Consider the following 18,847-nt stretch of genomic DNA (forward strand, 5'->3'; position numbering starts at 1 on the left):
GAGGACTGTCGGCGGCGCTGCCACCGATGGTGCAGGATCAGGCTGCCTCGGCGGCGTGGACCACTGGGAAGTCGATGTCGGTCTCGGCAACGTTGTTGATGTAGTTGGTCAGCACATTGAGGGCCACGATGGCGACGATCTCAACGATCTGCGCATCGGTGAAGCCCGCATGGCGAACAGCGGCGAGATCACCGTCGCTGACCCGGCCGCGGGCCTCCAGAACCTTGAGGGCAAACACCAGTGCGGCATCGGCCTTGGCATCGCCGGAATGACCGGCGCGGTTGAGCGCGATTTCGGCGCCATCAATCTTGGCCAGGTTCAGCCCAAGATAGGTATGGGCTGAGAGGCAATAGTCGCAGCCATTTGCCTGGGCGACGGCCAGCGCAATCCGTTCGCGCGTCTTCGCATCCAGAGACCGAGCGAGCGCGCCGTTCAGGCTGAGATACCCTTCCAGGGCGGCGGGGCTGCTGCCCACCAAGCGGAACAGATTGGGCACGACACCCAGCTGCTTTTCCACCGCATCCAACATCGGCTGTGACGGGGCGGGGAGGTCGGAACGGGCGGGGATCACAAGGCGGGACATGGGTTTCTCTCCAAGGGGCGGCGGTGGATTGCCGCCGGCCCGATGAACATGCCTTTTGCGGGTTTGGATGATAATTCTCTTCGTTCACACTTCATCTTTGCGGAAGTCGGGATAATCATGGATCGCCTGGATATGCTGCGAACCTTCATCGCCGTTGCCGATGCGGCGAGCTTTTCCGAAGCCGCACGCCGACTGCGCATATCGGCGACGGCGGCCAGCCGGGCGGTGACAGCACTAGAACACGCGCTTGGAGCCCCCTTGCTTCGCCGCACCACACGATCCGTCCGCCTCACCGAGGCGGGCGCGATCTATCTTGAGCGATGCCGCCTCACGCTGGCGGATCTCGATGCCGCGGCGAGTGCCCTGCGCGGCGACGGCGCCACGCCTGCCGGCGCTTTGGTGGTCACGGCTCCGGTCACCTTCGGGCGGCTGCACATCCTGCCCATCGTGATGCAACTGCTCCAGTCCTATCCCGCGCTGAATGTGGAACTGACCCTGATCGACAGGGTGGTGCGGTTGGTGGAGGAAGGGATCGATGTTGCCGTCCGCATTGGCGATCTGCCCGATAGCGCCTTGCGCGCGGTCAGGGTGGCTGAGGTGCGGCGCATCCTGGTGGCGAGCCCCGCCTATCTCGCCAGTCGGGGTATGCCGGACAGCATCGGCGCGCTGCACGGCCATGACCTGATTGCCTTTACGGAACTGGAGCGAAGCGACGAATGGCGATTTGGTGGTGCGGGCAAGCCGGCCATTCGCATCACCCCGCGCCTCACCGTGAACACGGCCGATGCCGCCATCGCGTCGGCGGCGGCTGGGATGGGGATCGCCCGCGTCCTGTCCTATCAGGCGATGGACGCGATCGCCGCTGAACGGATCGTGACGGTGCTCGGCGCCTTCGCCCCGCCTGCGGTTCCGGTGCATCTCCTGTATCCGGCCGGCCGGAGCGCGGCGGTCAATGTGCGCGCCTTCCTCACCGCCGCCCGCACCCACTTTGGCGCCCTGCACCTCACAGGGGCGACGCCGTGAAACCACTCTGCTCCCACGATGCCTGCGACTAAGGCATTTCTTGCCATTCGGTCCCAGGTCAGAAGTTGTTCTTACGTTACGGAGGGATTGAACATCGTCCTACGTCCGATCACGCGCACGGGAGGCCCTTGAGAGAGCCTCCCACCTGTGCCCACTTCTGAATTGAATTCCCATCATTCCCACTCGATGGTGCCTGGCGGCTTGCTGGTGACGTCGTAGACCACGCGATTGATGCCGCGTACCTCGTTGATGATGCGGGTGGCCGCGCGGCCGAGGAAGTCCATCTGGAAGGGGTAGAAATCCGCCGTCATGCCGTCGATGGAGGTCACCGCCCGCAGCGCCAGGACGTGGTCATAGGTGCGGCTGTCGCCCATCACACCCACGGTGCGCACCGGCAGCAGCACCGCAAAGGCCTGCCAGATCACGTCATAGAGGCCGGCGGCGCGGATCTCTTCCAGATAGATGGCGTCCGCCTGGCGCAGGATGTCCAGCTTCTCGGGTGTGATCTCGCCGGGGCAGCGGATGGCCAGGCCCGGACCGGGGAAGGGGTGGCGACCGACGAAGCTCTCCGGCAGGCCCAGCTCGCGGCCGAGCACGCGCACTTCGTCCTTGAACAGCTCGCGCAGCGGCTCCACTAGCTTCATGTTCATGCGCTCGGGCAGGCCGCCCACATTGTGGTGGGACTTGATCGTCACCGAGGGGCCGCCGGTGAAGGACACGCTCTCGATCACGTCAGGATAGAGCGTGCCCTGCGCCAGGAAGTCGGCGCCGCCGATCTTCTTGGCTTCCGCCTCGAATACCTCAATGAACAGCCGGCCGATGGTCTTGCGCTTGGTCTCCGGGTCGGAAATTCCCGCCAGTTCCTTCAGGAACAGGTCGGAGGCATCCACGTGGACCAGGGGAATATTGTAGGTGTTGCGGAACAGCGAGACCACCTGCTCGGCCTCGCCCAGGCGCATCAGGCCGTGGTCCACGAACACGCAGGTCAGCTGGGCGCCGATGGCCTCGTGGATCAGCACCGCCGCCACGGCGGAATCCACGCCGCCGGAGAGGCCGCACAGCACCCGGCCGGAGCCCACCTGGGCGCGGATCTTGGCGATGGCGTCGTCCTTGAAGGCGCCCATGGTCCAGTCGCCGGTGAGGCCCGCCACCTTGCGCACGAAATTGCGCAGCAGCGCGGCGCCATCGGGGGTGTGGACCACTTCCGGGTGGAACTGCACGCCGTAGAATTTGCGGCTCTCGTCGGCAATGGCGGCAAAGGGGGCGTTCTCGGAGGTGGCGACCACTTCGAAGCCGTCCGGCAGCGCGGTGACGCGATCGCCGTGGCTCATCCACACCAGATAGCGCTGGCCTTCCACCCACACGCCCTCGAACAGGGGAATGGGCTTGGTGATCTGGATTTCCGCCCGGCCGAATTCGCGGTGATGCCCGGCTTCCACCGCGCCGCCCAATTGGGCCGCCATGGCCTGCTCGCCATAGCAGATGCCCAGAACGGGCACATCGGCCTCGAACACCCCTTGCGGGGCGCGGGGGCTCTCGCCTTCGATCACCGAGGCGGGGCCGCCGGACAGGATGATGGCCTTGGGCTTGATGCGCGCCATGGCCTCGGCGGCCTTCTGGAACGGCACCACCTCGGAATACACACCTTCCTCGCGGACGCGGCGGGCGATGAGCTGGGTCACCTGGCTGCCGAAGTCGATGATGAGAACGGTATCGTGCATGAGCGGGCAGCCTTTGGGCGAGGGGCAAGGATTTGCGCCCTCCTTTAGCGGCAAAGCCGCCGATGAGAAAGCGCCTTGCGGTGCGGGGCACGCCCGCGTGCGGCGCCGGGCTCAGCCGGCGCGGGGCAAGGGGAACAGGAACGGCGTTCCCGTCTCCACCAGGGTCTTGAGCCGCGAGAGCGATTCCGGCCAGCCGGAGGTGACGGCGCGGCTGGTGGCGGTATCGCCGCCGAAATCGTCATGGGTGAGGGTCAGCTTGGTGCCGCTCGGCGCCGGGCTCAGCTCCCAGGTGACGCGCGAGGGCGCATCGCTGGCGACATCCGGCGACCAGCGGGCGCTGAAGCTGTGGACGAGGCGGGTCGGCGGCACCAGCTCGATGATCTCGCCGACGATCATCTCTCGCCCTTCAACGAAGAAGGTGATGGCGCCGCCCACGCGCCAGTCGGTGGTGGAGGTCATGTTGAAATGCTGCCAGAGCGGCGTCTGGCGATCGTCGGTGAGGATGGCCCACACCGCGTCCGGTTCGGCGCGCAGGAAATGCTCGTAGACGTACTTCGGGCCGCTGGTGGACATGATCTTCGCCCCCTGTTCGATGGCGTCGGAAAGGTCGCTCAGGGTCCGCGCGAAGGGGGCGGCATAACGGGAGATCCAGCGATCGGCGACCTGCTGGAGCGGCACCGGGTTGAGATAGTGCAGCTTCTCCCGCCCCACCTTGCGCGTGACGATGAGATGGGCGCGTTCCAGGACCCCGAGGTGTTTCATCACACCGAACCGCGTCAGCGGCTGGTGGCGTCCCAGTTCGGTGAGCGTCTGGCCGTCGGTCTGGCGAAGACGGTCGAGCAGCGCGCGCCGGATGGGATGGGCAAGAGCATCGAAGACCGCATCCATGCCGCCAGGATAGGTGCTGTTTTCGTCACGTGTCAATATGGTCACGTTTCTGCGTAGCCTGACGGGCGCGGCAGTGCAGGGGGCCTCAGCCCGCCCGCTTCAGCACGCTGATGAAGAAGCCGTCGGTGCCGGTGCGGCGGGGGGTGAGCATCAGCCCTTCCGGCAGGTCGAGCGCCGCCGTGCGCAGGGCAAGACCGCGGCTGCCCAGGGCCAGGACGGTCTCGGTGGACGGGATCACCGCAAAATCGGGACGCTTGGTCAGCAAGGCGCGGATCTGCGCGCCATTCTCTGCGTCCAGCAGCGAGCAGGTGACATAGGTCAGGCGACCGCCGGGGCGCACGTAGCGGGCGGCGCGTTCCAGAATGGCGGCCTGCTCGGCGGTGCGCTCGGCCAATGCGCCGGGACGGACACGCCATTTGGCGTCGGGATTGCGCCGCCAGGTGCCGGTGCCGGTGCAGGGGGCGTCCACCAGCACCAGATCCATATGGTCTTCCAGGTCCGCCAGCACGTCCATGGGGCCGCGGGGGGCGCGGATCTGCACATTGCGCACCCCGGCGCGCTGGAGGCGCTCATGGATCGGCTTCAGCCGGCGCACATCGCTGTCGTGCGCATAGAGCTGGCCCTTGTTGTCCATCAGGGCTGCCAGTTCCAAGGTCTTGCCGCCGGCACCGGCGCACAGGTCCAGTACCTGCGAGCCGGGAATGGGGGCGGCGAGGATGGCGGCGATCTGCGAACCTTCGTCCTGCACCTCGATGTCGCCCTTGGCGAAGGCGGGCTCGGAGGTCAAAGGAGGCTGCTTGCCGTCCGCATCCAGTTGGATGCGCAGCGCCAGAGGCGACCATTGGCCGGGCTCCGGGGAGAGATGGGCGAGATCCGCCAGCACGTCCTCGGGCTTGGCCTTGAGGGTGTTGACGCGCATGTCCAAAGGCGCGCGGGCGGCCAGCGCCCGGGCTTCGTCCACGCGATCCTCGCCGAACACCGCTTTCAGTTCGCCGTCCAGCCACTGGGGATAGTCCCCGCGAACCCAGGGGGCGGCGCCCTCCAGCGAGGGGCTTTCCAGGCGGGTGCGCTCATCTGCGGTGAGCGGGGCGGGTGCGAAGCGGCCACCGTCGCAGAGGCGTTCGATGGCAGCGAGATCCAGACCGCGCACGGTGGCCAGCATGCCCAGCACCAAAGCGCGGGGCTCTTCCGAGCCCATCACATAAGCGCTGGAGGCGCGGCGGCGCAGGGTGTCGAACACGATCCCCGACAGAGCGGCACGGTCACCAGAGCCGGCGAAGCGATGGGCCAGCCCCCAATCCTTGATCGCATCCCCCGCCGGTCGGCGGCGGGTGATGAGATCGGCGAGGATGTCGATGGCGGCGGACAGGCGGGCGGAAGGGGTCACGCGGTATTCCGGGTCGGGAGGGTCAGGGTGCCGGCGCGCAGCTGATCGCTGAAGTGGTCAAGGGCGGTGCCGAGCTTCTCATCGATGATGTGCAGGTATTCCGTCCAATCCTCAAGCCGCGCAAGCTCGGATTTTCCGTCGCTGATCCCGCGCAGGCCCAGGGTGGGCACATCGAAGCGGGCAGCGGCGCGCAGCACCGCATAGGTTTCCATGTCCACCATGTCGGCATCGATGGCGTCATAGGCCGCCCCGGAGATGATGGCCCCGCCCGTGGACAGCGAGGCTGAGGCGAGGCCCGGGATCTGCGGTTCAATCGGGATGATGGCCGGCGCGTCCAGGAAGGGGGTCCGGCCTTTTTCGAAACCGAGCGCGGAGGCGTCCATGTCGCGATAGGCGACGCTCGCCACCTGATAGAGGCCTGCATGGTCCAGGCTGCGGGAGCCTGCCGACCCCAGGGTAAAAACCAGGTCCGGCAGGTCGTTCTTGGCGGCGAGGTGGGTCAGGGCGATCCCGGTGCCCGCGGCGGCTTCCACGGGGCCGACACCGGTGATGAGCGGCGTGATGCGCGCCGACAGATGCGGCCCGAACTCAAACGTGGTCGCCATCGCGAACAGGATCTTCACGCCTGCGATGGTGGCGACATGACGGGCCGGATTGTCCATGGGCATGCTCTCCTTTGCCGCCTGTGGTCGTCCGACGGTGCCCGCCTGTCAATGCGGGCCTCAGATCCCGTTCCGGTCAGGGCTGACCGTGTCCAGTGGTTAGATGTTCAGCAGGATGGATACGGCAAACAACACCCACATCACCAGCAGCGCCACCATCCCCACGACGTGAGCAGGAAAGCGCAGGCGGATGTCGTTGGAGGTGCAGTGGACGTAAGCATGAATGACCCGCGAGAGCACGAACACCCACGCCAGCACCACAAATACGATGTCGGCCTTGCGGGTGAACAGCGCCAGCGCGGTGAGCACATAGAACAGCACCGGCAGTTCGAACTGGTTGCGGAAATTGTTTGCCACCTGCCGGGCATGAGGCGGGAAGACCGTGTCGTCGGAGACCGCCTCGCGCCCCACAGTTTTTTCGCGCACGGCGCGGCCACGCACAGCGCCCAAGGCGAACAGCACCGCGAAGGTGAGTGCCACCTGCGCGAACAGTGGGAGCAGGATCATCTGGATGGACATGAAAAGCCTCTGACGTAAGCGTTGCCATGGAGGAACCCTGGGGAGGCGGGGACGTTCCATGCTCGATCGAATTCAGGAAGTATCATCATGCCCCAAGGTGACATCGAGCCGCAGATCCAGAGCGGGCGTGCTCCGCGCCCCTTCTTCACCCGCGTCTCGCAGACGGTATCCAAGGCCGCCGGCAAGCCGGTGACATTCATCGGCGCTGTGTTGGTGATCCTTATCTGGGGCAGCACGGGCCCGCTGTTTCAGTACAATGACACCTGGCAGCTGATCATCAACACCTCCACCACCATCATCACCTTCCTGATGGTGTTCCTGATCCAGAACAGCCAGAACCGCGATACGGCCGCACTCCAGATCAAGCTCGACGAATTGATCGCCCGCACCGATGGACCCCGCAAGGCCTTGCTGGATCTCGAGGATCTCGACGAGAAGACGCTGGACCGGCTGCGCGCCGAATATGCCCGGCTGGCGGACAAGGCGCGCGGGGAAGCTGACGAGGGGGCCGAGGTCGAACCGCTGGGGCGGTCCATTCAGGACATTTGCGCCGAGACGGCGGACGGCGCCGTGATGCGCGATACCGTGGAGGTGAAGGTGGTGTCGAAGGCCACCGGCGAGACCTCCGCCATGGCGGAAGCAACGGCGAGCGCCGAGGCGGCTGCCGCCGCAGAGGAGACGTTGGCCGGTGGGCACACCCGAGTTCTGAAGCGGGCTAAGTCTGCCGGGACGGTAGACACGCTGTCCCCTGCGCCCAAGCGCGCGCCGCGCTCGCGCGGTTGAGGGCTGCCGCAGCGGCCATGGCGGCCGCAGCGGGCGAATTCCCTCACGGGCGCTCTGGTGCCACATGCGGCGGCAGTATAGTCAGCAGGCCAACCGCTTTCCCCATCCGGAGCTTGCCGCATGCCGCTGTATTCCATTGATGGCGTCGAACCCGAACTTCCCGCTTCCGGCCGCTATTGGATTGCGCCGAACGCCACCGTCATCGGTCGGGTGAAGATCGAGGAGGGGGCGAGCATCTGGTTCGGCTCGGTGGTGCGGGGGGACAATGAGCCCATCGTCATCGGCGCCGGCACCAATATCCAGGAAAACTGCGTCCTGCACACGGATCCGGGGTTCCCCATCCTCCTGGGGGCGGGCGTAACTGTCGGCCACATGGCCATGCTGCATGGCTGTGTGGTGGGCGAGAACAGCCTGGTGGGCATGGGCGCGACTTTGCTGAATGGCGCCAAGATCGGCGCCAATTCTCTGGTGGGCAGCAATGCCTTGGTGACCGAGGGCAAGGAATTCGGGGAAGAGTCGCTGATCGTGGGCGCCCCGGCCAAGGTCATCCGCACCCTCGATGCGGCGATGATTGCCCGTCTGCGCAAGACCGCCGAGCATTATCAGCACAATTGGCAGCGCTTTGCGGCTGGGCTCAAGCGCATCGATTGACCGGTGAACAACCCTGGGGGGAGGGGATTTCCGGGCGAGAAGGCGCGCCGTCTCAGCGCCCGCCGCCCACCACCGGCGGCGAGCGGGTTTCGCCCAGGGAGACCCATTGGCCGGGATCGGCCTGGGATTGGCGTTTGACGAAACGGTAGCCGGTCTCGCGCCAGCGCACGATCTCGGGCGCCTGATTATCGAGGATCAGGTCGCCGCGGTCGCTCACCACGGTGAGCACCGCGTGCCCGTCGCCGTCCCGGTCGCGGACCACGGTAATCAGCAGCACCGAGGCAGGCCAGCCAAGGTTCATGAGAACCCGGCGCTTCTCCAGGACATAGTCCTCGCAATCGCCTTTGCCGTCATCCGGATAGGCCCAGCGCTCGGTGACGCCGTAATGCTCCAGGTCGGTGACCGGCTCGACTGTGTCGTTGACGGAGCGATTGACCTTCTTCAGTTCCGCCAGCTTGGGCTCGTCGAGGACCATCTCCCCAACCAGCGGGCCTGAGGGCGCGCACTCATTGCCATGACTGCCGCAGAACTCCACGAAGCCGATGGGCGCGCTGGTGTTGGCGAGGGCATCAAGCCGTTCCGGCGTGGCGGGCGGCAGGCTGGCATACCGCACCGACCCTGCGGCAGCCATCTGCGTGCCCCACAGGAGCAGTCCGATCATCAGCAGGGTGCGCGCGGGAAACAAGGGCATGACAGGGCGTTCGCCTTGCGGTTAACGAATTGATAATGCCTCAGATGCGCCACATGTGCGCCATCAACCCTTTCTTAACCTTAATGGCGGTTCCACCCCCGTAGAAGTGCCCTTGGGACGCCGCGGCATCACATTTCATCTCGGTGCGGTGTGGTCACGTTCGCGGGCGTGAGGGGTGCAAGCACAGGCTTTCCGCTTGCCCGCCGCCGCCCGGGCGCCTATGTGCGGGAGGTGCTCGACCTTACCGATCATCACCGGCCCGCCCCGCGCCAGCCGGTCTTCAACGTCCCGACCATCGTCACCGTGCTGTCGCTCGCGATGCTGGTGATCCATGTGTTGCGCACCTATGTGCTCAGCGACGACATGGACATTGAGGTCCTGGGGCTGTTTTCCTTCATCCCTGGCCGCTACGATCCCGCTGCGGAATTCCATCTGCCCGGCGGGCTGGGCGCTGAACTGTGGACCTTCGTCTCCTACGCCTTCCTGCATGCCACCTGGATGCATCTGGGCATCAATCTGGTGTGGATGCTGGCGTTTGCCACCCCGGTGGCGCGGCGCTTCGGCCCCGCGCGTTTCCTGGCCTTTTTCGCCGTGACCGCTGCCGCCGGCGCCGCCGCGCATCTGGTGACTCATCCGGATGCCATGGTGCCGATGATCGGGGCCTCCGCCGTGATCTCCGGCTTCATGGCCGCGGCGGTGCGCTTTGCCTTCGCGCCGGGCGCGTCATTGAGCGGCCGGAGCCTCGGCAATGCGGATCGCATGCCGGCCCAAAGCCTGCTGGAAGCCTTCCGCGATGTGCGGGTGATCGCCTTCGTAGGCGTGTGGATCGGCGTCAATCTGCTGTTCGGCATCGGTGTCTCGATGCCCGGTGCGGAAGATGCGGACGTGGCGTGGCAGGCCCATATGGGCGGCTTCTTCGCCGGATTGCTGCTGTTTGCGCTGTTTGACCCGGTGCCGCGCCGGGTGCGCAAGGCGAAAACCACAGCCTGAGTGCCTTTGCGGCATTGCGGGGTTGCGGAGCGAGCGTGCGGGGTGGATCATCCCCCCTGCACGGATGCGCAATCCGGTCGTCCAAGAGCAAAACCAAACACCACGACCGGCAGGAGGCCAGCGCACCGTGGGAGCGGAGGACGAAACATGACAGTCAGCGCCATCCTGCAGGGCAAGAGTAAGACGCTCATCACCATCTCGCCCGATGTCAGCTTGACCGAGGCGGTCAAGAGCCTTGCGGAGCATCGCATCGGTGCCATCGTGGCCGTCGACCCCCTTGGGAGAGTCGCGGGCATCATTTCCGAGCGCGACGTGGTGCGCATCCTGGGCGAAAAAGGGCCGGCGGTGCTCACTGAACCGGTGTCGTCGGTGATGACGCGGACCGTGGTCACCTGCACCAGCGACGAGACCATTCCCAGCGTCATGGAGCGCATGACGCGCGGTCGGTTCCGCCATGTGCCGGTGGTGGATGGCGATCGAATGCTGGGGATCATCTCCATCGGCGACGTGGTGAAGTTCCGCGTGGAGGAGATGGAGCGCGAAAGCGCCGCCCTGCGCGACTACATCATGACGGCCTGAAGCGAGGTTTTGTCGAAGGGTGTGACGACGGCGGGCGCGGGGCGCCCGCCTTTTTCATGGGTGCTTTCCGGCGCGGGGCGTGCGCGCGGTGCCGTTTGCTCTCAGGCGAGAGCGACCAGCGCCGCTTCGACGTCGCCCATGGCCCGTTCCGCCGCTTCCATGCCTGCAGCGATGGCTTCATCGGCGCGCTGGAAGTCGAACAGGCCGATCTTGGCCAGCTTGGGCGAGATGGAGATGTCCGGCGGATCGCCGGCAAGGCGCGAGCGCGCAATGCGATCCTGGGTGATGTTGAAGGCATCGATCATCACCGACGAGATGCCCCGCGGGCCGCCCTTCGGGCCGGTGAAGAATTTCCGCCGCAGCACGCGGTCGGGCCGCAGCATTGCTCCAAGTCCGGCCCGCTTCTCGGCCGGGGCGGGATCTGCGCTCTCAAAGCTGCTGCCGTGATCCTGGATCACGGTGCCCTTGCCGAACACATCCGAATTCAGGTTGACCGCAATCACCACGCGCGCGCCCATGGCGCGGGCGGCGGAGACCGGGATGGGATTGACCAAGGCCCCGTCCATCAGCCAGCGACCGCCCACTTTCGCCGGATTGAAAATGCCGGGCAGGCAATAACTGGCGTGGATCGCCTCGATCAGGTCGCCGCGGGTCAACCAGATCTCATGGCCGCTGCCGAGTTCGGTGGCGATCGCCGCAAAGACCGTGTCCATCTCCTCGATCTGGACCGCGCTCACATAGCGCCGCATCAATTCCACCAGCCGCTTGCCGCCGATCAGGCCGGGGGAGGCGATGGTGAAATCCAGCAAGGCGAGCACATCGCGCTTCTTCAGGCTGCGGGCCCAGGCCTCCAAATCGTCCAGCTTGCCGGCGGACCACAGCCCACCGACCACCGCGCCGATGGACGTGCCCGCCACCACATGCGGGCGAATGCCGTGCTTTTCCAGGGTTCGCATGACGCCGATATGGGCAAAGCCCCGCGCCGCGCCGCCGCCGAGGGCCAGTCCGATCCGGGGCCCGCCGCCCTTGCGGGTGGCGCGCGGGTTGCGGTCTGGCTCCATGTCCAACGCCACGGTGTCCAACGCAAGCGTGTCCAACGCTACCGGCGGGGGCGGCATGTCATTTTGCGTGTCGCTCGCCCAGAAGCGACGATTGAGGCCCAGGAACATGCAAGCCTCCATCGGCCGCTGGAATGTCTATGGTGAACGACCATATCGTGCCGGCTATTCTAATCCGGTTGATGTCGGAAGCGTGGCTTTGTTGCATCCACTGTGGAGCGGTTTGCCCGGCCGGGCTCAATGCTCGTGGCTGCCGCCATAGACCGCCTTCGGGTCGAAGCGCGGCTCGTCGCCGGTGAAGGCCAGGGCGGTGGCGTCCGACGGCGCTGCTCCCAGGGGGATGGTGCGATAAAAGCACGAGCGCCGGCCGGTGTGGCAGGCAGCGCCCGTGCCACCCATCTCCACCTTCAGCAGCACCGCATCCTGATCGCAATCGATGCGGATCTCGGACACCTTCTGGGTCTGGCCGGAGGTCTCGCCCTTCTTCCATAAGGCCTTGCGGGAGCGGCTGAAATAATGCGCCTCGCCGGTGGCCATGGTCAGGGCCAGGGCGTCCGCATTCATGTGGGCGAGCATCAGGATCTCGCCGGTCTGGGCATCCTGGGCGATGCAGGTGACCAGCCCGGCGGCATCGAACCGGGGGGCAAGGCGGGTGCCTTCCTCTAGGTCATGGTGGCTGGTGGCCACGGCAAAGATCGGCGTCTGGGCGCTCATGGGGGCTCTCTGGACGGCTGGCAGGACGGGCCTGCGGTCGCATTCAAATCGGATGTAAGTACCTGAAGAAGCGAATCAAATTCGCCCGCGCAGCAGGGTGATGAAGCGCACCTGCTCGGCGGGGTCGTCGCGGAAGGCGCCGGTGAACTGGCTGGTCAGGGTGGTGACGCCGGGCTTCAGGATGCCGCGCATGGACATGCACATGTGCTCGGCCTCGATCATCACCGCCACGCCGCGCGGCTTCAGGGCGTCGTCCAGGGCCGTAACGATCTGAGATGTCAGGTGTTCCTGGGTCTGGAGGCGGCGGGCGAACAGGTCGACCACCCGGGCGATCTTGGAGATGCCCACCACTCGTTCCACCGGAAAATAGGCCACATGGGCCTTGCCGAAGAACGGAACCATGTGATGTTCGCAGTGGGAGTGGAAGGGAATATCCCTCAATAGGACAAAGTCGTCGAACGAGCCGATTTCGCCGAATGTACGGTCCAAAACATCTTCGGCATCAAGCTGATAGCCGCCGTAGATTTCGTCGTAGGACTTGACCACACGTGATGGCGTATCGAGGAGTCCCTCCCGTGACGGATTCTCGCCGATATAGGCCAGCAAGGTGCGGATGGCGGCCTCCGCCTCGGCGCGCGAGGGCCGCGGCTTGCCGGAGCGCGCGACAGGCTCAAGCTTGGGCGCGCGTTCTTCCGTGTCGGCCTGTGCCATGAACAGCTTGACCACCGCGTCCATTCCCAACTCCGTCCCGCCCGGCGGGCGCATCCGGCCAAGCCGGAGGTGCGGCATCGGCCGTCCGCCCCTGGCATTTTCGCCGTTCAATTCCGACCTATATAAGAAGATCAAGGCTGCGCGGCAATTGCACGTTGCGCAGAGCGGTATCGCTGCCGACGCGCAACCGCGCGGGACAGGGACGTTTTACAGTCGCCAGAGACAAAGCTGCCCCGGAAAGCTGCCCCGGGCGGCTGGTAGGATCCGATTGATGATAAACGATGTCTACAATGCCCGCATCCTGGCGCTTGCCGCCGAGATTCCCCGGCTGGGGCGCCTGGCCGATGCGGATGCCACCGCCACCGCCCATTCCCGGCTGTGCGGCTCCACGGTCACCGTGGACCTCAAGATGGACGGGGATGTGGTGACGGACTTCGCCCATGAGGTGCGCGCCTGCGCCTTGGGGCAAGCCTCCTCCTCGATCATGGCCAGCCATGTGGTCGGCGCCAGTGCGCAGGAATTGCGCGATCTGCGCGAGCGGGTGCGGGCCATGCTGAAGGAGAACGGCCCCGCACCCGATGGCCGCTGGGCGGTGCTGGAAGTGCTGGAGCCGGTGCGCGACTACAAGGCGCGGCACCCCTCCACCTTGCTCACCTTCGATGCGGTGGTGGATGCCATCGGCCAGATCGAAGCGGCTCGTGCCGAGGCGGCGCAGGCCGCCGGGTGACGCCGGCGCGCTTAGCGCGCGGGCGCTGCGGCTGCGGGCAAAGGCAGGAGCGGCGCTGAGGCCGGGACCGGCGCAGCAGGCTCGGCGCCCGCTTGCAGCGGCGGCAGGCCCAGCGCGCTGCGCACTTCCACGGCGGCGCGGGCGAGGTCCGCCTGAAATGCGGCGCTGCGCAGCAGTTCGGCGGCCAGCACGCTGCCGGTGATGCGGCCGGCTTCCACGTCGCTGGGATAATGCACGCCGCCGATCAGGCGCTCGAAGCCAAACTGGGTCCCGCGCGCGAAAATCACCGTCGCCTTCTCCGGCACGATGGCGGCGAGAAGGATGGCCATCTCCATGCCATAGGTGGCATGGCCGCTGGGATAGGAGGGGGTATTCTCCGCCGGCACCGCCAGATGGATGGCCGGATCGGCCAGATACGGCCGCTCGCGCTTCCAGTGCTGCTTGACCGCCGTGACCAGGGCATAGGATTGGTCCCACGCCCGGTCGATGACCGCATTGGCCACCGGGGCTGCGGACTTGGACAGATCGGTGCCCACCGCCTCGGAGAAGCGGGACAGGTTGCGCACCACGTCGGCATTGGCGGCGGCGACCGCCGCGGGGGTGCGCAGCGCCTGGAGGTCCAGGAGCATGCGCAGATCCTCCTTGGTGGTGGTGGACCCCGGCAGCGGGGCGGGGGCGAGGATCTTGATCAGGTCCACTTGTCCCGGCCGGATATAGACGGGGGCGTCCTGCGCCAGCGCGGCCAGCGGCGAGGCGAGGGCCAGCAGGGCCACCAGCAGGACGACCGACCAGCGGTGACGGTGTCCGGCTATGGTCCCCTCGGCGGGGCGACACGGGGAGAGCGCGGTGCGAAGACGATCAGACATGGCAGTCCCAGACCAATGAGAAGGCGCTGAAGAGGTATCATGCCAATCCCGCGCTTTCGACTGCGGCGTCGCTCGCCGGCCTTTGACGCCTTCGGCCCGGATCGCCGCCTGTGGTCCGGGGTGCGCCGCCTGCCGCGCCTGATGCTGCGGGCGCCGATCCTGGTCTATCGCTACACGCTCTCGGCCTTTCTGGGCCGGCAATGCCGCTATCTGCCCACCTGTTCGGCTTTTGCGGACGAGGCCATTTCCCGTCACGGCGCCTGGGCCGGGGGATGGATGGGGCTGGCGCGCATCTGCCGCTGCCATCCCTGGGGCGGGCATGGCTTCGACCCGGTGCCGCCGGACCTGCCGGCGAGCGCCCGCTGGACCCGCCCCTGGCGCTACGGCAACTGGCGGCAGGGGCCACCGCCGGCGGACGATGAGAGCGCGCACCGATCCGATTGACGCCCGCCGATCGGAGACTGCGTGCGCTTGGGAGGTATGGTTTTAGTCCTGCCATGACTCCGGCATGTTGGCGCGGTATCACCTCCCGGTTGCGGCTTCCTCGGAGGGTATGATGCGGGTGCGTGGTTTGTTTTTGGCCGTCACCATGATGGCCGGACTGGCAAGTGGCCTGACCGGCGCTGCCGCTGCGGCCACGCAGGGGCCGGGCGGTGACGCCTTCTATGTGCCGCCGTCGCCGCTGCCGGCGGGGCCGAAGGGCTCCGTGGTCTGGGTGCGCGGCCTGATGGGCACCATGGCCCTGCCCAGCGCGGCGCGGAACATCCTGGTGCTCTATCGCTCGGAAGATCCTGCCGGCGCGCCGGTGGTGGTGTCCGGCACCGTCTCCATTCCCAAGGGCACCGCACCGGCGGGTGGCTGGCCGGTGATCACCTGGACCCACGGCACCACCGGGATCGCTGCGGCCTGCGCGCCCTCGCGCGATACGCCCACCGGGCCGGAACACGGCTATATCGCCGACATCCAGGTGCTGCTCGACCAGTTCGTGGCCAAGGGCTATGCGGTGGTCGCCACCGACTACCAGGGGCTCGGCGTCGCCGGTTTCCACCCTTTCCTCCAGGGCGTGCCCAACGGCAAGAATGCCCTCGACATGCTGCGCGCGGCGCGCGAGCTGGAGCCGGAGATCGGCACCAGATATGCGGTGATGGGCCATTCCCAGGGCGGGCAGGCGGACCTGTTCACGGCTGCGGAGGGGCCGACCTACGCGCCGGAGTTCCAACTGGTGGGCAATGTGGCCATGGCCCCCGGCAGCCATATCGCCGAGCGCTTCGCGGTGGTGCGGGCCTCCGACAAGGTGGAACTGGCCCTGCCTTACGTCCTCTATGTGCTGCAATCCTACGCCACCACCGACAAAGCCATTGATGTGGGCCGCATCTTGACGCCCAAGGCCCAGCCGCATTTGGCTGATCTCATGAACGGCTGCATGACCAAGGCGCTCACCGAGAGCTATTGGTCCAATGCCATTGCCAAGAACCAGTTCCTGCCCAATCCGGACCTGACCGCCTTCCTTAAGATGGCGGCGCAGAACGAGCCGGGGTCCTTGTCCTTGTCAGTGCCGAGCCTCGTCATGCAGGGCATGGCGGACACGACCGTGCGGCCGCAGGACACCGACGCCATGGTGCGCGAGCTGTGCGCCAAGGGCAATGTGGTGGACTACAAGGCCTTCGCCGGCACCGACCATGACGGGGTGATGAAAGCCGGCTCCGGCGATGCCCTGGCCTTCATCGCCGACCGCTTCGCCGGCAAGGCGGCGGCGGGCAATTGCGCGGCGCTGCCGAAGGCCGGGCCCTGAGCGTTACAAAGTCTAGGGCTGCCCTATTCGTTCGTCATGCCCGGGCTTGTCCCGGGCATCCACGCCGAGCCGATCGTGCGAGCCCTTGAAGCGGGAGGACAAGCCTCGCCGCGTGGATGGCCGGAAGTCGGCTTTTGCCGACTTCCGCAGGCGCAGGCCAAAGTCGGAAACATCCGACTTTGGGGACAAGCCCGGCCATGACGACCGACCGGGGAATAGCGACGCACTGCTCGCTTCAGCGTGGCTGACACAGCAATCCGCCCGCCCTTTGCATGACTCCAGGGGCGTGTGTTTCTCTCACTGTGTGCGCGCCCTCATCGGCCTCCAGCCGGCCCGCTCGCGGATTTGCGGAATTCCGCTTGCCGGTGCGCGGTCAGCTTCGCACCGGCTTGGCGCTTTACGTGCCGCCCGCGGCGGCCTAGATGAGGCCCCTTCAACAACAGCCTACCTGCGGGGTGCGCAGGAGTGGGCAGGAGAAGAAGATATGCTGACCTTGACCTTTCCCGATGGTGCGCAGCGCGAATATGCCCCCGGCACCAGCGGTGCCGACGTGGCCGCCGCCATCTCGAAATCCCTGCTCAAGAAGGCGGTGGCGGTGACCCTCGACGGGACGCTGACCGACCTGTCCGAGCCCATCACCCAGGATGCCCGCATCGAGATCGTCACCCGCGACCAGGAACGCGCGCTGGAACTGATCCGGCATGACGCCGCCCATGTGCTGGCGGAGGCGGTGCAGGAGCTGTTTCCCGGCACCCAGGTGACCATCGGCCCGGTGATCGAGAACGGCTTCTATTACGATTTCGCCCGCAACGAGCCCTTCACCACCGACGATCTGCCCAAGATCGAGGCCAAGATGAAGGAGATCATCGCCCGCGATAAGCCCTTCACCAGGGAGGTCTGGTCGCGCGACGAGGCCAAGCGCGTGTTCCGCGACAAGGGCGAGGCGTTCAAGGTCGAACTGGTGGACGCCATCCCCGAAGGCCAGGATCTCAAGATCTACAAGCAGGGCGAATGGTTCGACCTGTGCCGCGGCCCGCATCTGCCCTCCACCGGCAAGATCGGCACCGCCTTCAAGCTGATGAAGGTGGCCGGCGCCTATTGGCGCGGCGACAGCAACAACCCCATGCTGACCCGCATCTATGGCACCGCCTGGCATGACCAGGCCGAGCTGGATGCCTATCTCCACCGCCTGGAAGAAGCGGAAAAGCGCGACCATCGCCGGCTGGGCCGGGAGATGGACCTGTTCCACTTCCAGGAGGAGGGGCCGGGCACGGTGTTCTGGCATCCCAAGGGCTGGAGCCTGTTCCAGGGCCTCGTCTCCTACATGCGCCGCCGCCTCAAGGGCACCTATGACGAGGTCAATGCCCCGCAGGTGCTGGACAAGTCGCTGTGGGAGACCTCCGGCCACTGGGGCTGGTACAAGGAGAACATGTTCAAGGTGCAGTCTGCCGGCGAGGACACCGACGACGAGCGCGTGTTCGCCTTGAAGCCCATGAACTGCCCCGGCCATGTGCAGATCTTCAAGCACGGCCTGAAGTCCTATCGCGACCTGCCGCTGCGCATGGCCGAGTTCGGCGCGGTGCATCGCTACGAGCCGTCCGGCGCCCTGCATGGCCTGATGCGGGTGCGCGGCTTCACCCAGGACGATGCCCACATCTTCTGCACCGAGGAGCAGATGGCGGCGGAGTGCCTGAAGATCAACGATCTCATCCTCTCCACCTATGCCGACTTCGGCTTCGACGAGGTGATCGTGAAGCTCTCCACCCGGCCGGAAAAGCGGGTGGGGTCCGACGCGGTGTGGGATCATGCCGAAGAGGTCATGACCCGCGTGCTGGAGCAGATCGCCGAACAGTCGGGCGGCAAGATCAAGACCGGCATCCTGCCGGGGGAGGGCGCCTTCTACGGGCCGAAGTTCGAATATACCTTGTCGGATGCCATCGGCCGGGAATGGCAGTGCGGCACCACCCAGGTGGACTTCAACCTGCCGGAGCGGTTCGGCGCCTTCTATGTGGATGCGGACGGGCAGAAGAAGACCCCGGTGATGATCCATCGCGCCATCTGCGGCTCGATGGAACGCTTCACCGGCATTCTGATCGAGCATTTCGCAGGCCATTTCCCGCTGTGGCTGGCGCCGACCCAGGTGGTGATCGCCACCATCACCCAGGACGGCGACGAGTATGCCCGCGAGGTGCTGGAGGCGACCCGCGCCCTGGACCTGCGGTCCGAAGCGGACCTGCGCAACGAGAAGATCAACTACAAGGTCCGCGAGCATTCGCTGGCCAAGGTGCCGGTGCTGCTGGTGGTGGGCCGCAAGGAAGCGGCCGAGCGCACGGTGTCCATCCGCCGCCTCGGCAGCCAGGAGCAGGTGGTGATGCCGCTGGATGCCGCGCTGGCCATGCTGGCGGGGGAATCGGTGCCTCCGGATGTGCAGCGCCGGACCGGCGTCAAAGCCGCAGCCTGAGGGTACAGACTGCGAGTGTAGGTATTCAGTTCTGCTTTCGC

General features: G+C 66.4%; 20 protein-coding genes. 9 read left to right on the plus strand and 11 right to left on the minus strand.

Annotated features, from left to right (window positions below; all coding sequences use genetic code 11):
* Positions 1 to 37: 37 nt before the first annotated feature.
* Positions 38 to 583: a carboxymuconolactone decarboxylase family protein gene (locus AAG816_RS16795; RefSeq protein WP_341990810.1), complete on the minus strand. Its 546-nt coding sequence runs from the start codon at positions 581 to 583 to the stop codon at positions 38 to 40.
* A gap of 117 nt (positions 584 to 700) precedes the next feature.
* Between AAG816_RS16795 and AAG816_RS16800 the strand changes: the two genes are divergently transcribed.
* A complete protein-coding gene (locus tag AAG816_RS16800) occupies positions 701 to 1,606 on the plus strand; it encodes a LysR family transcriptional regulator (protein ID WP_341990811.1) in 906 nt (301 codons plus the stop codon).
* A 173-nt stretch (positions 1,607 to 1,779) separates the two neighbouring features.
* Here the strand turns inward: AAG816_RS16800 and guaA are convergent, their stop codons facing one another.
* The 5 genes from guaA to AAG816_RS16825 all read right to left on the minus strand — a co-directional run bounded on the left by guaA (position 1,780) and on the right by AAG816_RS16825 (position 6,783).
* On the minus strand, positions 1,780 to 3,327 hold the full coding sequence (gene guaA, locus AAG816_RS16805; RefSeq protein ID WP_341990812.1) for a glutamine-hydrolyzing GMP synthase: 1,548 nt from the start codon (positions 3,325 to 3,327) through the stop codon (positions 1,780 to 1,782).
* Positions 3,328 to 3,438: 111 nt separating this feature from the next.
* Positions 3,439 to 4,260 carry an SRPBCC domain-containing protein gene (locus tag AAG816_RS16810; RefSeq protein WP_341990813.1) on the minus strand — a complete coding sequence of 274 codons (822 nt, stop codon included), beginning with the start codon at positions 4,258 to 4,260 and terminating at the stop codon, positions 3,439 to 3,441.
* Positions 4,261 to 4,300: 40 nt separating this feature from the next.
* On the minus strand, positions 4,301 to 5,602 hold the full coding sequence (locus AAG816_RS16815; protein WP_341990814.1) for an RsmB/NOP family class I SAM-dependent RNA methyltransferase: 1,302 nt from the start codon (positions 5,600 to 5,602) through the stop codon (positions 4,301 to 4,303).
* On the minus strand, positions 5,599 to 6,264 hold the full coding sequence (locus AAG816_RS16820) for a 5'-methylthioadenosine/S-adenosylhomocysteine nucleosidase (RefSeq protein WP_341990815.1): 666 nt from the start codon (positions 6,262 to 6,264) through the stop codon (positions 5,599 to 5,601). The genes AAG816_RS16815 and AAG816_RS16820 overlap by 4 nt, the downstream gene beginning before the upstream one ends.
* Positions 6,265 to 6,363: 99 nt before the next feature.
* Positions 6,364 to 6,783, minus strand: a complete 420-nt coding sequence (locus AAG816_RS16825; protein ID WP_341990816.1) for an MAPEG family protein — start codon at positions 6,781 to 6,783, stop codon at positions 6,364 to 6,366.
* Between the two features lie 87 nt (positions 6,784 to 6,870).
* On the opposite strand from AAG816_RS16825, the gene AAG816_RS16830 reads away from it, so the two are divergent.
* The gene (locus tag AAG816_RS16830; protein WP_341990817.1) at positions 6,871 to 7,566 is read left to right on the plus strand and encodes a low affinity iron permease family protein; all 696 of its coding nucleotides are present in this window, start codon (positions 6,871 to 6,873) and stop codon (positions 7,564 to 7,566) included.
* A gap of 120 nt (positions 7,567 to 7,686) precedes the next feature.
* Positions 7,687 to 8,217, plus strand: a complete 531-nt coding sequence (locus AAG816_RS16835) for a gamma carbonic anhydrase family protein (protein WP_341990818.1) — start codon at positions 7,687 to 7,689, stop codon at positions 8,215 to 8,217.
* 52 nt (positions 8,218 to 8,269) lie between these two features.
* Here AAG816_RS16835 and AAG816_RS16840 read toward each other — a convergent pair whose 3' ends face one another.
* Entirely contained in the window at positions 8,270 to 8,908 is a 639-nt protein-coding gene (locus tag AAG816_RS16840) for a transglutaminase-like cysteine peptidase (RefSeq protein ID WP_341990819.1), read from the minus strand.
* Between the two features lie 231 nt (positions 8,909 to 9,139).
* Here AAG816_RS16840 and AAG816_RS16845 point away from each other — a divergent pair, with 231 nt between their 5' ends.
* Positions 9,140 to 9,898, plus strand: a complete 759-nt coding sequence (locus tag AAG816_RS16845; RefSeq protein WP_341990820.1) for a rhomboid family intramembrane serine protease — start codon at positions 9,140 to 9,142, stop codon at positions 9,896 to 9,898.
* Between the two features lie 147 nt (positions 9,899 to 10,045).
* Positions 10,046 to 10,477 carry a CBS domain-containing protein gene (locus tag AAG816_RS16850; protein ID WP_341990821.1) on the plus strand — a complete coding sequence of 144 codons (432 nt, stop codon included), beginning with the start codon at positions 10,046 to 10,048 and terminating at the stop codon, positions 10,475 to 10,477.
* Between the two features lie 101 nt (positions 10,478 to 10,578).
* Here the strand turns inward: AAG816_RS16850 and AAG816_RS16855 are convergent, their stop codons facing one another.
* The 3 genes from AAG816_RS16855 to folE form a co-directional block, all read right to left on the minus strand.
* Entirely contained in the window at positions 10,579 to 11,646 is a 1,068-nt protein-coding gene (locus tag AAG816_RS16855; RefSeq protein WP_341990822.1) for a patatin-like phospholipase family protein, read from the minus strand.
* A 126-nt stretch (positions 11,647 to 11,772) separates the two neighbouring features.
* A complete protein-coding gene (gene hisI, locus AAG816_RS16860) occupies positions 11,773 to 12,222 on the minus strand; it encodes a phosphoribosyl-AMP cyclohydrolase (protein WP_341990847.1) in 450 nt (149 codons plus the stop codon).
* Positions 12,223 to 12,324: 102 nt separating this feature from the next.
* Positions 12,325 to 12,960 (minus strand): GTP cyclohydrolase I FolE, encoded by a 636-nt coding sequence (gene folE / locus AAG816_RS16865; protein WP_341990848.1) that lies wholly within the window; start codon positions 12,958 to 12,960, stop codon positions 12,325 to 12,327.
* 271 nt (positions 12,961 to 13,231) lie between these two features.
* Here folE and AAG816_RS16870 point away from each other — a divergent pair, with 271 nt between their 5' ends.
* Positions 13,232 to 13,687 (plus strand): iron-sulfur cluster assembly scaffold protein, encoded by a 456-nt coding sequence (locus AAG816_RS16870; RefSeq protein WP_341990823.1) that lies wholly within the window; start codon positions 13,232 to 13,234, stop codon positions 13,685 to 13,687.
* 11 nt (positions 13,688 to 13,698) lie between these two features.
* Here AAG816_RS16870 and AAG816_RS16875 read toward each other — a convergent pair whose 3' ends face one another.
* The gene (locus AAG816_RS16875; RefSeq protein WP_341990824.1) at positions 13,699 to 14,553 is read right to left on the minus strand and encodes a phosphatase PAP2 family protein; all 855 of its coding nucleotides are present in this window, start codon (positions 14,551 to 14,553) and stop codon (positions 13,699 to 13,701) included.
* Positions 14,554 to 14,694: 141 nt separating this feature from the next.
* Between AAG816_RS16875 and yidD the strand changes: the two genes are divergently transcribed.
* The 3 genes from yidD to thrS all read left to right on the plus strand — a co-directional run bounded on the left by yidD (position 14,695) and on the right by thrS (position 18,806).
* On the plus strand, positions 14,695 to 14,997 hold the full coding sequence (yidD, locus tag AAG816_RS16880; RefSeq protein ID WP_341990849.1) for a membrane protein insertion efficiency factor YidD: 303 nt from the start codon (positions 14,695 to 14,697) through the stop codon (positions 14,995 to 14,997).
* A gap of 118 nt (positions 14,998 to 15,115) precedes the next feature.
* Positions 15,116 to 16,345: a lipase family protein gene (locus AAG816_RS16885; protein WP_341990825.1), complete on the plus strand. Its 1,230-nt coding sequence runs from the start codon at positions 15,116 to 15,118 to the stop codon at positions 16,343 to 16,345.
* Positions 16,346 to 16,829: 484 nt separating this feature from the next.
* Entirely contained in the window at positions 16,830 to 18,806 is a 1,977-nt protein-coding gene (gene thrS / locus AAG816_RS16890; RefSeq protein WP_341990826.1) for a threonine--tRNA ligase, read from the plus strand.
* Positions 18,807 to 18,847 lie beyond the last annotated feature (41 nt).

The organism is Azorhizobium sp. AG788 (assembly GCF_943371865.1).
Taxonomy (GTDB): domain Bacteria; phylum Pseudomonadota; class Alphaproteobacteria; order Rhizobiales; family Xanthobacteraceae; genus Azorhizobium.